Annotated in this window: 14 protein-coding genes; 10 read left to right on the top strand and 4 right to left on the bottom strand. The window is 63.9% G+C overall.

Annotated elements, in window-relative coordinates; genetic code table 11:
• The 4 genes from QOJ24_RS05715 to QOJ24_RS05700 form a co-directional block, all read right to left on the bottom strand.
• Window positions 1–1,266: cytochrome P450 (locus QOJ24_RS05715; protein ID WP_526259960.1), on the bottom strand; the 1,266-nt coding region annotated here is incomplete at its 3' end.
• A gap of 13 nt (window positions 1,267–1,279) precedes the next feature.
• A complete protein-coding gene (locus QOJ24_RS05710) occupies window positions 1,280–1,474 on the bottom strand; it encodes a ferredoxin (RefSeq protein WP_526259958.1) in 195 nt (64 codons plus the stop codon).
• A gap of 12 nt (window positions 1,475–1,486) precedes the next feature.
• Window positions 1,487–2,347, bottom strand: a complete 861-nt coding sequence (locus QOJ24_RS05705; protein ID WP_526259956.1) for a mycofactocin-coupled SDR family oxidoreductase — start codon at window positions 2,345–2,347, stop codon at window positions 1,487–1,489.
• 28 nt (window positions 2,348–2,375) lie between these two features.
• A complete protein-coding gene (locus QOJ24_RS05700) occupies window positions 2,376–3,080 on the bottom strand; it encodes an SDR family NAD(P)-dependent oxidoreductase (RefSeq protein WP_526259954.1) in 705 nt (234 codons plus the stop codon).
• A gap of 235 nt (window positions 3,081–3,315) precedes the next feature.
• Between QOJ24_RS05700 and QOJ24_RS05695 the strand changes: the two genes are divergently transcribed.
• From QOJ24_RS05695 to QOJ24_RS05650, 10 genes are all read left to right on the top strand, one after another.
• The gene (locus QOJ24_RS05695) at window positions 3,316–4,797 is read left to right on the top strand and encodes an aldehyde dehydrogenase family protein (protein WP_526259952.1); all 1,482 of its coding nucleotides are present in this window, start codon (window positions 3,316–3,318) and stop codon (window positions 4,795–4,797) included.
• Entirely contained in the window at window positions 4,794–6,005 is a 1,212-nt protein-coding gene (locus QOJ24_RS05690; RefSeq protein WP_526259950.1) for a CaiB/BaiF CoA transferase family protein, read from the top strand. Before QOJ24_RS05695 ends, QOJ24_RS05690 begins: the two co-directional genes overlap by 4 nt.
• Window positions 6,006–6,361: 356 nt before the next feature.
• Window positions 6,362–7,159: an MlaE family ABC transporter permease gene (locus QOJ24_RS05685; RefSeq protein ID WP_526259948.1), complete on the top strand. Its 798-nt coding sequence runs from the start codon at window positions 6,362–6,364 to the stop codon at window positions 7,157–7,159.
• A gap of 4 nt (window positions 7,160–7,163) precedes the next feature.
• Complete coding sequence (locus QOJ24_RS05680; RefSeq protein WP_526259946.1) at window positions 7,164–8,009, top strand: MlaE family ABC transporter permease; 846 nt, start codon at window positions 7,164–7,166, stop codon at window positions 8,007–8,009.
• Between the two features lie 7 nt (window positions 8,010–8,016).
• Window positions 8,017–9,213, top strand: coding sequence for an MCE family protein (locus QOJ24_RS05675; protein ID WP_526259944.1), 1,197 nt, complete (start codon window positions 8,017–8,019; stop codon window positions 9,211–9,213).
• On the top strand, window positions 9,210–10,232 hold the full coding sequence (locus QOJ24_RS05670) for an MCE family protein (protein ID WP_526259942.1): 1,023 nt from the start codon (window positions 9,210–9,212) through the stop codon (window positions 10,230–10,232). Before QOJ24_RS05675 ends, QOJ24_RS05670 begins: the two co-directional genes overlap by 4 nt.
• Window positions 10,232–11,350, top strand: a complete 1,119-nt coding sequence (locus tag QOJ24_RS05665; protein ID WP_526259966.1) for an MCE family protein — start codon at window positions 10,232–10,234, stop codon at window positions 11,348–11,350. Before QOJ24_RS05670 ends, QOJ24_RS05665 begins: the two co-directional genes overlap by 1 nt.
• The gene (locus QOJ24_RS05660; protein ID WP_526259940.1) at window positions 11,334–12,821 is read left to right on the top strand and encodes an MCE family protein; all 1,488 of its coding nucleotides are present in this window, start codon (window positions 11,334–11,336) and stop codon (window positions 12,819–12,821) included. The genes QOJ24_RS05665 and QOJ24_RS05660 overlap by 17 nt, the downstream gene beginning before the upstream one ends.
• An 8-nt stretch (window positions 12,822–12,829) precedes the next feature.
• Window positions 12,830–14,152 (top strand): MCE family protein, encoded by a 1,323-nt coding sequence (locus tag QOJ24_RS05655; RefSeq protein WP_526259938.1) that lies wholly within the window; start codon window positions 12,830–12,832, stop codon window positions 14,150–14,152.
• On the top strand, window positions 14,152–15,828 hold the full coding sequence (locus QOJ24_RS05650; protein ID WP_526259936.1) for an MCE family protein: 1,677 nt from the start codon (window positions 14,152–14,154) through the stop codon (window positions 15,826–15,828). Before QOJ24_RS05655 ends, QOJ24_RS05650 begins: the two co-directional genes overlap by 1 nt.
• Window positions 15,829–16,012 lie beyond the last annotated feature (184 nt).

Raw genomic sequence — 16,012 nt, 5'->3', positions numbered from 1 at the left:
TCCCGGGGTGAAGGTGGCGGGCAGGTGCTTCATGCCCTGGATGACGCCGATCGTCTCGTAGTGCTCGGTGCCGTCGGGGTCGCAGACGTAGTCGGGCATCCGGTCGAGCACGGCGGTCAACATCGACTTGAACACCGTGCGGGCCACGTTGGACCCCACGCAGCGGTGCACGCCGATGCCGAAGCTGAAGTGCCGGTTGCCTTTCCGGTCCATGATCAGCTCGTTGGGCTTGTCGAACACCGCAGCGTCGCGGTTGGCCATCGCCCACGAGATCCACAGACGCTCACCCTCCTTGAACCGGGTGCCCTCGACCTCCACGTCTTCGGAGAAGGTGCGGCCGTCACCAGGTGCGGGAGTGTAGAAGCGCAGGAACTCCTCGGTCGCGGGATTCAGCAGGGTGTCACGCTCGCGGCTGAGCAACTCGCGCTGGTCCGGGTGCTCCGACAGCCACTCCAAGGAGTGCGCGGTCAGCGCGGTGGTGGTGTCGAACCCGCCGCCGATGATCAGTCCGAGGTTGCCCAGGATCTCCAGATCGGGAGCGGGCTCGCCGTCGATGCGCAGTTGCAGCAGCGCGTTGACCAGGCCGGGGCGCGGGTTCTCCCGGATCTCCATCATCGTGTTGATCATGTCGATGCCCATCTGCCGGTTCATCTCGGCGACGCGCGCGGCGTCGGGCGAGTGCTCCGGAGTGGACACCGAGAGGTGTGCGGGCTCGCTGTAGACCGGCCACTTCGCCAGTTCGATGCCCATCATCGCGAGTGTCAGCACCGCAGGCACGATGTTGGCGAGGTCGTCGACGAAGTCGATCCGGCCCGACTCGATCTTCTCATCGAGGGCGGCGCGCACGATCTCGTCGACGAACGGCTGCCAACGTTTGATGGCGGCGGGGGAGAGGTAGGGGTTCAGCGCCCCGCGGTACAGGCTGTGCTCGGGCTCGTCCATTTCCAGGATGCCGCCGCGCACGACGGTGGCCCGTTGAGCTTTCGGAATCGTGATGCCCTGATATCCCTTGCGTTCACCGTTGATGTCGTGGTCGTTGGACACTGCCGGACAGCGCGCAAGCTCGAAAACATGCTTGCTGTCGGCGGCGACCCAGTGCCCGTTGTAAGCCTCGGTCCATGCCATCGGGCACTTGGCATGCATCTCCTGGGTGATCTCGTCGAACTGCATCCGGTACTCCGGCGTGTGCCGGTCGAAGTGGTATGAGTTCTTCTTGCGGGCATTGTCGGCGGCTGACCCTCCGCCGATGTGCTCGACGGTGCTCAAAGCGTTGTCTCCCTCATTCTTCGATCGAGATGGCCTGCTCGGGGCACGAGTGCACGGCCTCGCGCACCGCATCCTCCTGGTCGGCGGGAACAACTTCGTTCACCGGCGACGCAGTGCCGTCAATGTCGCTGAGCTCAAACGATTCCGGCGCGATCATCGCGCACAGGGTGTGCCCCTGGCAGCGCTCCGAGTCGACGAAAACCTTCACTTCAGACCTCCGTTAGACGTGGTAGTCGTACCACTTCAGATAGCCGCCCGCGTCAACGCGCTGTTGGGTGCCCGTGATGTAGCGGGCCTCATCCGATGCCAGGAACAGCACCATATTGCTGATGTCCTCGGGCTCGACCCACGGGATCTTCATCGCCTGCTGTACGTAGAACACCGGTTCGGCGTCGGCCTGCGTCGGATCATCCAGGTCCGGCCGGAAGGATTTGTACATCGGTGCACTTTGCAGCATCGGCGTATTGGTATTCGTCGGGTGCACCACGTTGGCCCGGATGCCCCGCGGTGCGAGCTCGGCCGCGAGGTTGTGCACGTATTGCGACAGCAGCCTTTTCGAGTGCAGGTAGGCGGCACCGCCGGGGTCGGTACCCGGGTTGTCGTTCTTGGCGACGTCCATCAACGCCGCGGTCGAGCCGGTGGCGATGATCGATGCGCCGTCGCTCAGATGTGGCAGCGCCGCATGGATGGCGTTGATCGTGCCGATCAGGTTGGTGTTCATCACGTCGATCCAGGCGGGTAGGTCGGCCGATCCCTTCATGCCCGCGATTCCGGCTGCGGTGACGACGATGTCGAGCCTGCCCAGCTCCGCGATACCCGCCTCGAGGGCCGACTTCAGCCCGCCGCCGTCGGCGACGTCGACCTTCGCCGTGACGATGCGCTGCCCCGTCTTCTCGACGAAGTGGGCGGTCTCCTCAAGGTCCTCCGGCGTCGCCATGGGATAGCCGACGGTGGCGAAGTCCTCGCACCGGTCGACGGCGATGATGTCGGCGCCCTCTTCGGCCAGTCGGACCGCATGGCTGCGGCCCTGCCCGCGCCCGGCGCCGGTGATGAAGGCGACTTTCCCCTGAACGCGTCCCATCGAAACGGTGTCCTTTCGTTACTTGTCTTCAGGTGTTGCGGCCACCGTTGACCCCGAGGATCTGGCCGGTGATGTAGCCGGCCTCCTCGGAGATCAGGAAGGCGCACGCGGCGGCGATGTCTTCCGGCGTGCCGACCCGGCGTACCGGCGTTCTGGCGATGTGGTCCTGCACGGTTCCACCGAGGCGCCCACGCTCCTCGGACTTGCGCAGCATCGGGGTGTCGATGAAGCCGGGCGGCACGGCGTTGACCGTGATGCCCATCGGTCCGTACTCGAGCGCCAGCGACTTGGTCAGCCCGTTCACCGCCGCCTTGGCCGCCACATATGCCGACATGTACGGCTGCCCGGACTGCGCGCTGGACGAGGAGATGTTGACGATCCGGCCCCAGCCGGCGTCGATCATGTCCGGCAGCACCGCCTGCACGCAGTGGAAGACGCCGTTGAGGTTGACGTCGATCACATGGCTGAAGTCGTCGAAGGTGAGATCGGTGAACCGCTTGAAGCGTTCCATCCCGGCGGCGTTCACCAGGATGGTGACCGGGCCGAGTTGTTCGCGGACCGTGTCCAGCGCCGCGTCGACCGCGGCGCGATCGGTGACGTCGGCGGTGTGCGCGAACTTTTCGTCGGAAGCGACGAGGTCCACGGTGGCGACGTGATAGCCGCCTGACCGCAGCCGGTACGCGACAGCCTGGCCGATGCCTGATCCACCGCCGGTGACGAGTGCCGTCTTCACGCGGCGGAGCCCGTCTCAATCATCAAGAATCAACCTTTCCGAATATGAGAACCGTACTCTCGCTGTACGCAGTATCGCAAGACAAACCAGACCGAATTGTCGCATGTGCTTGTTGCCTCGACTTTGTTATCAGGGCACATGACTAGGCCATCTTCGTTTTCTTGAGTTCTCGTGCGGCGAATGTATGATTCGCCGAAGATGAGAATGAAGTTTCCATCACATAGAGGGAGGGTGGATGACGGAAGCGTCAACGATCACGCGTGAATCATCTGAGCAGGACGCCGATCGGCGGATGTTGATCGACGGTGCTCTGGTCGATACGCCGCGGACGTTTCCCTCCATCAACCCTGCCACCGAAGAGGTCGTCGGCCACGCTCCGGATGCGTCGGTGGCCGACGCCGAGGCGGCGATCGCAGCGGCGCGACGGGCCTTCGACACCACAGACTGGTCCACCAACACCGAGTTTCGGATCCGCTGCCTCGACCAACTTCACCGTGTTCTGGTCGACCATCGCGACGAGCTCGCCGAGCTCACCGTCGCCGAGGTCGGCGCCACGCACGCGATGTGCGCGGGCGCCCAACTCGACGCGCCGATCGCGATCGTGGCCTATTACGCGGACCTGCTGAAGACGTATCCACTGACTGAGGATCTCGGCAACAGCGAGAGCCACGGCATGCAGCACCATCGCTGGGTGGAGAAGGAAGCCGCCGGGGTGGTCGCCGCGATCATCGCGTACAACTACCCGACGCAACTGGCCCTGGCGAAGCTGGCGCCCGCGCTGGCGGCAGGATGCACCGTCGTGCTGAAGGGCGCGCCGGATACGCCGTTGATCACGCTTGCGCTCGGCGAGCTGATCGCCAACCACACCGATATCCCTGCCGGTGTGGTCAACGTGCTTTCCGGTACGGACCCCGAAGTCGGCGTCGCGCTCACGACGAGCGCCGACGTCGACATGATCACGTTCACCGGCTCGACACCCACCGGGCGGGCCATCATGGCCGCGGCCAGCGAGACGTGCAAACGCGTCTTCCTCGAACTCGGCGGGAAGTCGGCCGCGATCGTGCTCGACGACGGCGACTTCGACATGGCTGCGCTCTTCACCGCGTTCGCCACGGCAAGCCACTCCGGTCAGGGCTGTGCGATCACCACTCGGATCCTGGTGCCGAGCACCCACCACGACGAGATCGTCGAGAGGTTGAAGAACAACTTCGGGGTGGTGAACTACGGCGACCCTGCCGACGACGGCACCTACACGGGTCCGTTGATCAGCGATAAGCAACGCGACAAGGTCGACGGCATGGTCAAGCGCGCCGTCGAGGCGGGCGCGACTCTGGTGACCGGCGGCGAGAAGGTGAGCCCCGGCTTCTTCTATACGCCAACGCTTCTCACCGATGTCGACCCGGACAGCGAGATCGCCCAGGACGAGGTGTTCGGGCCGGTGCTTGTCGTGATCCGATACGAGGACGACGACGACGCCGTGCGCATCGCCAACAACTCCATCTACGGCCTGTCCGGCGCGGTGTTCGGCAGCGAGGACCGCGCGCTCGCGGTGGCGCGCCGGATCCGCACCGGCACCCTCTCGATCAACGGCGGCATGTTCTTCGCACCCGACAGCCCGTTCGGTGGCTACAAGCAGTCGGGGATCGGCAGGGAGATGGGCGCCGCCGGGCTCGAGGAGTTTTTGGAGCGCAAGACGATCGCGACGGTGGTCTCGTGAGTACACCCCCACTGGACGGTATCCGTGTTCTAGAGGTCGCGATGTACGGCTTCGTTCCGTCGGCGGGCGCGGTGCTCACCGAATGGGGTGCAGACGTCATCAAGGTCGAGCACGCGATCACCGGCGACCCTCAGCGCGGGTTGCGTCAGACCGGCTTGTTGCGCGTCGAGGGAGACCCCAACCCGAACATCGAGCACGCCAACCGCAACAAGCGCAGCATCGGGCTGGACATGTCGGTACCCGAGGGCAAGGAAGTGCTCTATGACCTCGCGCGGCGCAGCGATGTCTTCCTGACCAGCTTTCTGCCGGGGCACCGGACGAAGTTCGGCATCGACGTCGATGACATCCGCGCCGTCAACCCGAAGATCATCTACGCCAGGGGCAGTGCACTGGGACCGCGCGGCGAGGAAGCGGTGAAAGGCGGCTACGACATGACCGCCTTCTGGTGCCGCGCGGGTACCGCCGCCACGATCACCCCGCCCGGCATGCCGGGAATGATCGGACCGCCCGGGCCCGCCTACGGCGACACGATCAGCGGCACGAACCTCGCGGGCGGCATCGCGGCGGCACTGCTGAAGCTGGAGCGCACCGGCGAGACGTCGATCGTGGACGTTTCGCTGCTGGGCAGCGGGTTCTGGTCGATGGGACACACCGTGGCGCTGACCAAGCACCTCGGCCAGCGCATGGAGGCCTTCCCGCCGGGAGTGCACGGCTCGCCGATCAATCCGCTTGTGGGGCTGTACCCCACCGCCGATGACCGTTACATTTCCTTCGTCATGATGCAGCCCACCAAGTTCTGGGCCGACGTGTGCAAGCACATGGATCTCGATGAGCTCGCCGACGATCCTCGGTTCGCGACTGTCGAGTCGATCGCCGAGAACACGGCCGCGGCGGCGGAGATCCTCACCGAGGCCATGGCCAAACGGCCGCTTGCCGAATGGAGCGAACGGTTCTCGAGCATGCTCGGACCGTGGGCGCCCGTGCAGGACACCCTGCAGGCCGTCGAGGACGCACAGATCCGCGCGAACGAGTATCTGGTGCAGGCGGGTGAGCTCGAATTGGTGGCGAATCCGGTGCAGTTTGATGTCAGCGCACCCCAATCCGGACCGGCACCGGCATTCGCCGAGCAGACTGACGAAATCTTGCTCGAACTCGGTTTGGATTGGGACCGCATCATCGAACTCAAGACGGCCGGTGCCGTCACCTGATTACGAAGGATCACATGCCCAACCACGAGGTCGCCCTCACGCTGTCCACACGCCTATATGCAGTGGCAGCAACGACTCGTTGTCAGGTTGATGTGACGGAAGTTCACGATTTCTTCACGGCGAGGTCCTCGATCAGCTATGAAGGGCGAGGATTCGCCGAACAGTACGGGGACTGCACATCGTCGAAGCCGAGGTCACATCGATCGGCAGGCAGTTGGCAGTGAACACACGCGACAACTTGAAAGCTCGGGGGCATCCACCGGTGGCAACGAATGTCGCCCAGTACGCTCCAGTGCCCAGTATCGGGGGGTCTGCTGTGGTGTCCACGGTTACGAGTTCAGAGGGGCCGGTTGCTCATGGCGGATAGATGGACGACAGGAGTGTCACTCGGCAAGGGCCTCTCCGGTCCTATGCAAGCCGTTGGAGGACTTTTCTCCATGGCTGCCGACGCATTCATGTTCATTTTCCGCCGGCCCTTCCAGTGGCGCGAGTTCCTGGAGCAGGCGTGGTTCGTGGCGCGGGTGTCGATGTTGCCGACTTTGTTGGTCGCCATCCCCTTCACGACCTTGGTGTCTTTCACGCTGAACATCCTCCTGCGTGAACTCGGCGCGGCCGACCTCAGCGGTGCGGGTGCCGCGTTCGGCGCGGTGACACAGCTCGGTCCGCTTGTGACGGTATTGATCGTGGCGGGGGCCGGGGCCACGGCTATGTGCGCCGACCTCGGCTCGCGCACCATCCGCGAGGAGATCGACGCGATGGAGGTTCTCGGTATCAACCCGGTTCAACGACTGGTCACGCCGCGCATGCTGGCTTCGGGCCTGGTCGCGTTCCTGTTGAACAGCCTGGTAGTCATCATCGGCATTCTCGGTGGCTACGTGTTCTCGGTTCTCATCCAGGACGTGAACCCGGGTGCATTCGCCGCAGGGATCACGCTGCTGACCGGCGTGCCCGAGGTGATCATCTCATGCGTGAAAGCGCTGCTGTTCGGTCTGATCGCGGGTCTGGTGGCGTGCTACCGCGGTTTGACGATCACCGGCGGCGGCGCGAAGGCTGTCGGTAACGCCGTCAACGAAACGGTCGTGTACGCGTTCATGGCGTTGTTCGTGATCAACGTGGTCGTCACGGCCATCGGCATCAGGCTGACGACGGGATGACGCGATGACTTTGAAGGCCGTTTATCCACGTGCTTTCCGCCAGGCGCAGCGCCCGGTGGAGTTCTTCAGCCGCATCGGTGACCAAGTCCTGTTCTATGGCAAGGCGATCCGCGGCGTGCCTCACGCAACCGTGCATTACCGCAAGGAGATCATCCGTCTGATCGCCGAAATCAGCATGGGCGCAGGCACATTGGCGATGATCGGTGGCACGGTGGTGATCGTCGGCTTCCTCACGCTGGCTACCGGTGGCGTGCTGGCGATCCAGGGCTACAGTTCATTGGGCAACATCGGCATCGAGGCATTGACCGGATTTCTGTCGGCGTTCATCAATGTTCGCATCGCCGCGCCCGTGGTGGCGGGGATCGGGTTGGCGGCGACCTTCGGCGCGGGTGTCACGGCCCAGTTGGGAGCGATGCGCATCAACGAAGAGATCGACGCCCTGGAGACGATGGCGATCCGGTCCGTTGAGTACCTGGTGTCCACCCGGATCGTGGCCGGGCTGACCGCGATCACCCCGTTGTACGCGATCGCGGTCATCATGTCCTTCGTGGCCAGCCAGTTCACCACGGTGTTTCTGCTGGGGCAATCCAGCGGCCTGTACTCCCACTACTTCGACACCTTCCTCAACCCGATCGACCTGCTGTGGTCCTTCCTGCAGGCAATCCTGATGGCGATAGCGATCCTGCTGGTCCACACGTACTACGGCTATTTCGCGTCCGGAGGCCCGTCGGGCGTCGGCGTCGCGGTGGGCAACGCGGTGCGGACTTCGCTGGTCGTCGTGGTGACCGTGACGCTCCTGGTGTCGCTGTCGGTCTACGGTTCCAACGGCAACTTCAACCTGTCGGGTTAGGAGAGTGATGAAGAGCAGTGCGGTGCGCCCGCTGGCCGGCTTGGGCCTGGTGCTGGCGGTTGTGCTGATCATTGCGCTCGCAATCGCGCTGTTCCGTGGAACCTTCACCACATCGACTCCGGTCACGGTGATCTCGGACCGGGCTGGTCTCGTGATGGACAAAGACGCCAAAGTGAAGATGCGCGGCGTGCAGGTCGGCAAGGTGGAAGACATCGAGGAGCGGCCCGATGGAACCGCGGCGCTGCACCTGGCAATGGAACCGTCGCAGATGGCGCTCATCCCGGCGAATGTTCTCGTCGACATCACGTCGAACACGGTGTTCGGCGCGAAGTACGTCCAACTGAACCCGCCGCCGGACCCGTCGTCTCAGGCGTTGCGTGCCGGCCAGGTGATCCAGAGCCAGCACGTGACCGTTGAAGTCAACACAGTTTTCCAGCAGTTGGTCGCAGTGCTCGACAAGATCGACCCGGCCAAGCTCAACGAAACGCTGGGTGCGATCTCGTCGGCCTTCAACGGCCGTGGCGAGAAGTTCGGCCAGACCTTGTCCGACCTCAACGCTCTGCTGGCCAAGATCGAGCCGAGCCTGCCGAACCTGACCCGTGACATCGAGGCCGCCGCTCCGACGCTCAATGCCTACGGCGACGCTGCGCCGGATCTGCTGTCCACGATCGAGAACACGACTCAGGTGAGCAATTCCATCGTCGATCAGCAGCAGAACCTCGACGAGTTCCTCGTCAGCGCAATCGGTTTGGCTCAGGCCGGCATTGAGGTCGTCGGCGGCAATCGGCAGGCGCTGACGGATTTGCTGCACGTTCTCGTGCCGACCACCGACCTGCTCAACAGATACCACACCCAGCTCGGCTGCGGCGTCGGCGCCCTCGTGCCTCTCACCGTGTCGCCACCGCAGTCTCCGGGAATCCTCGTCAGCGCGGGCCTGACTCTCGGCGTTGAGCGATACCGCTATCCGGGCGATCTGCCGAAGGTCGCTGCCACGACCGGCGGTCGCGACCTCTGCAAAGAGCTGGGTCTGCCGGAGGTTTCACCTGGCTTCAGGTCACCGTTCGTCGTCTCCGACGTCGGCTCGAACCCGGCGCAATACGGCAATCAAGGCATTCTGCTGAATTCCGAGGGCCTCAAGAACTGGTTGTTCGGACCGCTCGACGGACCGCCGCGCAACACCGCACAGGTTGGAATGCCAGGATGACGCGATCAACTCGCACTCTAATCAAGTTCACCGCCTTCGCGCTGGTGATGGCGGTGCTTACCGCGTTCCTGTTCTTCATCTTTGCTGAAACGAGAACCGGTTCCACCAACGGGTATTCGGCCGTTTTCAACGACGCGTCGCGACTCAAGCCCGGCGATAGCGTACGAGTCGCGGGTATCCGGGTCGGCACAGTGAAAGACGTTCAACTAGCGGCTGACAGGAAGGTCCTTGTCGACTTCGACGCCGATCGTGACGTCAAGCTGACGACGGGCACCAAGGCCGCGATCCGCTACTTGAACCTTGTCGGCGATCGCTACCTCGAACTCCTGGACGGACCGGGGTCAACGAGGATCCTCGCGGCAGGCGGACAGATACCCATCGACCGAACGGCGCCCGCGCTCGACCTGGATCTCCTGCTCGGTGGGCTGAAACCCGTTATCAGGGGCTTGAACCCAAAGGACGTCAACACATTCACGAGATCGCTGGTCGAGATCCTGCAGGGCCAAGGGGGCACGCTGGACTCGCTGTTGTCGAAGACGTCGAGTTTCACGAACTCGCTCGCAGACAACAGTCAGGTCGTCGAGCAGTTGATCGACCAACTCAAAACGGTGCTCGATACGCTCAACAGAGACGGTGACCAGTTCTCCGGCGCGGTTGATCGGCTCGAACAGCTGGTCACCGGACTTTCCCAAGATCGCGAGCCCATTGGGACGGCCATCGAGTCGCTGAACAACGGAACCACCTCCCTTGCAGATCTGCTCGGTCGAGCGCGAGAGCCGTTGAACGGCACAGTCGATCAGCTCAACAGGCTGGCTCCGATCCTCGCGAATGACAACCCGCGCCTCGACGCCACGCTCCAGCGTCTGCCTGCCATCTACGCCAAGCTCGCACGAGTCGGCTCCTACGGGGCCTTCTTCCCCTACTACATCTGCGGGATCAGTTTCCGTGCCAGCGATCTGCAGGGCCGCACCGTGGTTTTCCCGTGGATCAAGCAACTGCAAGGAAGGTGCGCGGAGTAGTGCTCAAATACCACGGATCGAAGCTGGTGCGGGCGGGGGTGATCGGCGTTGTGCTGGCCATCCTGATCATCACTGTCGGATTGCAGCCCGAGCGACTGGTGGCATGGGCGACTTCGCTGCGCTACAGCGCACTGTTCTCCGAGGCCGGTGGGCTCGTTGCAGGTAACGACGTGACAGTATCGGGCATCAAGGTCGGCTCGGTCTCATCGATCAAACTCGACAACGGCGACGCTCTCGTCGGGTTCACCGTCAGCGGCAAATACTCGCTCGGCAGTGACACCACCGCACACATCCGCACTGGCACCCTGTTGGGCGAGCGAGTGCTCGCGCTGGAATCGGCGGGCAGCGGGACGTTGTCGCCCAACGCGGTCATACCACTCTCACGGACCACGTCGCCCTACTCGTTGACCGACGCAGTCAGTGAACTCACCACAAACACGGCCGGTACCGACACCGCATCGCTGAACGAATCGTTGGACACCCTGTCGGCGACGCTCGATCAGATTGCGCCGCAGCTCGGCCCGACGTTCGACGGTCTCTCGAGACTGTCGAGGTCCCTCAACAACCGCAACGAGAGCCTGGCCGAGCTGTTGAAGACCGCAGGCGACGTGACCGGCATCCTCTCCGAGCGCAGCACGCAAGTGAACACGCTGATCCTGAACGCCAACGACCTGATCGGCGTTCTCAACGACCGTCGGTACGCGATCACCAGCCTGCTTGCGAGCACGTCGGCTGTGTCGAAGGAGCTGACCGGCGTGGTCGCCGACAACGAGAAGGAGCTGAAACCGACGCTGGACAAGCTGAACTCTGTCCTCGCGGTGCTCCAAAAGAACCGGGACAACTTGTCGAAGATGCTGCCGGGAATCAAGAAGTATCTGGTGACCCAGGGTGAAATCGTCTCCAACGGTGCCTACTACAACGCGCTTATCCCGAACATCTCACCTGCCCAGATCCTGCAACCGTTCCTCGATTACGCATTCGGCTTCCGGCGCGGGGTGAACGCCGGACAACCGCCGGACAACGCCGGTCCGCGAGCAGAGCTACCGTTCCCGGTCAACAGCATTCCGCAACCGGGAGACCTCCCTGACGATGGGGATCCGGGTGAACCGCAACCGTAAGCGGTTAACCACGCTGGCGGCGGTCGCCTTGGCCGTCGTGTTGGTGGCCGGGACCGTCGTGCTTGTTCGGCAGGCGTTTTTCGGACCGACGACCATTACCGCCTATTTTCCGACCACGACGGCGATCTACGCCGGCGACGAGGTCCGGGTGTCCGGCGTCAAGGTCGGAAGCATCGACTCGATCAAGCCCGATGGCACCCAGACGAAGATGACGCTGAAGGTTGATCACGGTGTTTCCGTCCCGGCTGACGCCAAGGCTGTGATCGTCGCGCAGAACCTGGTCGCCGCGCGCTATGTCCAGCTCACGCCCGCATATCGGGGCGGAGGCGGGCCGACCATGCGCGACGGCGGAGTCATACCCGCTGACCGAACCGCCGTCCCCGTCGAATGGGATGAGGTCAAGGAACAGTTGATGCGCCTGGCGAGTGAACTGGGACCCAAGCCAGGCTCAGGCGTTTCCGATACCTCGGTCTCCCGATTCATCAACAGCTCTGCTAACGCACTCGGCGGTAACGGGGAGAAGCTTCGACAGACTCTCGGCCAGCTTTCCGGTGCCGCAAGGATTTTCGCCGAAGGCAGCGGAAACATCGTCGATATCGTCAAGAATCTGCAGATCTTCGTGGCCGCGCTACGAGACAGCAAAGAGCAGATCGTCATGTTCGAGAACAGGCTGGCGAGCCTCACCAGTGTCGTCAATGACAGCAGGTCTGATCTGGATGCGGCGCTGTCGAACCTGTCGGTGGCGATCGGGGAAGTGCAGCGGTTCGTCGCGGGCACTCGCCACGAAACCGCCGAGCAGGTGGCCCGACTGGCCGACGTCACGCAGGTGCTGGTCGACAACAAGATGTCCCTCGAGAACATCCTTCACGTGGCGCCAAACGCGCTCGCCAACTTCGAGAACATCTACTACCCCAACGGTGGTGCGGTTTCCGGCGCCTTCTCGCTCGTCAACTTCTCCAACCCGGTCTACTTCTTCTGTGGGCTGATCGGCGGGATCGCGAACACCACCGCACCGGAGACGGCGAAACTCTGCGCGCAGTACCTCGGCCCGGTGCTGCGTCTGCTGAACTTCAACAACATCCCGTTGCCGTTCAACGCTTACCTGCGCCCGTCGATCAGCGCGGACCGGATCGTTTATACGGATCCGAAGCTCGCCCCCGGCGGCGCCGGGCCCGGTGACCCGCCCGAGCCTCCGCCGACGGTCTCCGCCTACACAGGGGCGGGGGACATACCGCCGCCGCCTGGGTGGGATGGGCCGCCCGGTCCGCGGGGCCTGTATACGACGGACAATGACGCACCGCGCACACCGTCGCCCGCGCTCTTTCCCGGTGCGGCCATCCCCGGCCCGCCCAATATTGTCTCGAATGTGCCTGCAGGCCCGCCGCCCACCGTCGACGGGATGCTTCTACCCGGGCAGGGGCCGCCGCCCCCCGGACCGCTTTTGCCTGCGGAAGGAGCGCCGCCGTCATGATGCGTACGATGAAGCGGTTGACGATACTGGCCTGCTGTATTGCGCTCTCTTCGACGGGTTGTGCGTTTCAGGGTTTGAACTCGCTGCCGTTACCCGGCGCCGTGGGGCGGGGTCCGGGCGCCACCACCTACCATGTCGAGCTCGCCAATGTGGCTACGCTGGAGTCGAATTCGCCGGTGCTGATCAACGACGTCGTCGTCGGCAGTGTGGGCCCGATGAAGGTCGACAACTGGCACGCCGACGTCGAGATCTCGGTGAAGCCCGACGTGGAAGTGCCAGCCAACGCGGTGGCCACGGTCGGTCAGACCAGCCTGTTGGGATCAATGCATTTGGCGCTCAATCCTCCGCTTGGTGAAAAGCCAAGCGGCCGAATGCAACCGGGTGCCACGATTCCGTTGAACCAGTCCGCGACCTACCCGACAACCGAACGGACATTGTCGTCTCTTTCGGCGGTGCTCAACGGCGGCGGCCTGGGGCAGATCGGCGACATCATCCACAATGCCAGCGTTGCCGTGTCCGGACGCGAACCCCAGATCCGCGAGTTGCTGACGCGCCTCGACAACTTCATCGGCGTCCTCGATCAGCAACGCGACGACATCATTACGACCATCCAGCAACTCAACCGGGTGGCCGGAACATTCGCCGGGCAGCGTGAGTTGATCGACCGGGCGCTCAACGAGATCCCGCCGGCATTGGACGTGCTGATCAAAGAGCGCCCGACACTGACGACCGCGCTCACCAGGCTTGGCGAATTCAGCGACATCGCAACTCAACTGGTCAACGACGCGGGCGACGATCTGGTGACCAACCTGCGGAACCTCGATCCGATCCTGAAGTCGCTTGCCGACATCGGCCCGGACCTGTTCAACGCGTTGATATTTGCCACGGCGTTCCCGTATGGCCCGACCTTCGCCGACAAGATCACCAGGGGCGACTACATCAACCTGTATGCGATCTTCGACCTCACCTATCCGCGGCTCAAGAGGACGCTGTTCCTCGGCACCAGGTGGGGCGACGAGAACGCGAAAATGATTCCCGCCCCGGGCGATCCCTTCTACCTCACGTACTCCTACGCCCCCATGAACGTCGGCGTTGCTCCGCCCCCGGAAGAACCTCCGCCCCCGCCCCAGACGGCTTCAGGAGAGCCGATGCCGCCGGTCACCGGACCGCTGCTACCGGTTTCGCCGCCGCCGACGATGCCGGGCGCGGCTGCGCCGGTGTCGACGGCGTCGCAGATCTTCGCGGGCCCCTACGGCCCAGGATCGGCGGCACCGCCCGCGCCGGCGGCATCGCCGACCAACACACCACCCACACCTGAAGGGGGTGGCTGATGCTGACGCGCTTTGTCCGCAACCAGCTGATCGTCTTCACGATCGCCTCGATCGTGGGTGTGGGCGTCATGTTGTTCACCTACATGCAGGTGCCGACGCTGCTGAACCTCGGGCGTATCAACGTGACGATGAATCTGCCTGCGGCGGGCGGCCTGTACAAGTTCTCCAATGTGACGTACCGGGGGGTGCAAATTGGCAAGGTCACTGACGTCAAGCTGACCGGTAATGGTGCCGAAGCCACTTTGACACTCGAAACATCGCCGAAGATTCCCGCTGATCTCGAGGCTGACGTCCGCAGCGTCTCTGCCGTGGGCGAGCAGTACGTCGACCTGCGTCCACGCACCGATTCGGGCCCCTACCTCAAAGACGGCTCCGTGATCACCCAAGAAAACACGTCGATCCCGCAGGCGGTCGGTCCGGTGTTGGATCAGCTCAACTCGTTGGTGGGCAGCATTCCAAAGGACAGGATCTCGGACCTGCTCGACGAGACCTTCAAGGCATTCAACGGGGCGGGCCCCGACTTCCAGTCGTTGGTCGACTCGGCTTCCACGGTGACCAAGGACGCCAACGGCGTCTCGGACCAGTTCAAGGCGTTGGTCGACGACAGCGGGCCACTGTTGGAATCCCAGGCCGAAACGACTGAGGCGATCCGGACGTGGGCGCGCAGCCTGGCCGGAGTAACACAGCAGCTCGCACAGGACGACCCGCAAATCCGCGCGATACTGCAAAAGGGACCGGGATTCGCCCAAGAAGTCACTCAGCTGCTGAACCAGGTGAAGCCGACGCTGCCGATCATGCTCGCGAACCTCACCACGGTGGGCCAGGTGCTCCTCACCTACAACCCGGCCATCGAACAGGTGTTGGTGGTCCTTCCGGCCGCGCTCTCGATGGAGCAGGCCTTCGGCATCCCGAAGAACAACGTCAACGGTTTGCCGCTCGGTGATTTCGCGTTGACCATCGGTGACCCCCCGTCATGCACCGTTGGCTATCTACCGCCGTCGTCGTGGCGATCACCGGAGGATGCGTCGATCATCGACACCCCTGACGGGCTGTATTGCAAACTGCCGCAGGATTCCCCCATCAACGTGCGTGGGGCACGCAACTACCCGTGCATTGAGCACCCGGGGAAACGCGCGCCAACGGTCGAACTCTGCAACGACCCCAGGGGATTCATCCCGACAGCCATCCGCGAGCACTCCTTGGGGCCATATCCATTCGATCCGAATTTGATCTCGCAGGGCATTCCCCCTGATGACCGCACCGATTTCAACGACCGGATCCACGCGCCGACACAAGGCACGCCCCGGCCTGCTGGCGCGGTGCCCTCCGGAACACCGCCGGATGCGCCGCCCCCCGGCGCGCCCCCGCCCGGACCGGTCGCCCCCGCGGAAGTCGCGCCGGCGCCGCCCGGCAATTCGCTCAACGGTGCGCCGATACCTGCGGAGCCTGCGCCGCCTCCGCCCGACGGTTTCGCCCCGCCGCTACCCGCTGACGGCGCAGTCCCGGCGGCGCCAAGTGCCTTCAACGGCAACGCAACTGGTGGACAATCGGTGGCGATCACCCACTACGACCCACGCACGGGGAATTACATGACTCCCGACGGTCAGCTGCAGCAGGTGCAGAATCTCGCGGCGGGGGGAAGCCCGAAATCGTGGAAGGACCTGCTCCCGATCTGACGCGCGCCAGGCGACCGGCGGCACTAGGACTAGACCGTATGGGGTGGCTGGGGCCTCGCTCACAAACGGTCAGGGCGCCGACGCGGCCATCGCGCGTGAACTCGCCGGCCAGTGCTGGTCGTTAGCACTACTCGACGCTGACACCCGCAGCTGTCCAGATGAACTCTCCATAGGTGTTGTCAGC

It is taken from the genome of Mycobacterium sp. (assembly GCF_032159775.1).
In the GTDB taxonomy this organism is placed as follows: Bacteria; Actinomycetota; Actinomycetes; order Mycobacteriales; family Mycobacteriaceae; genus Mycobacterium.
This window is presented reverse-complemented; position numbering and strand designations above follow the sequence as displayed.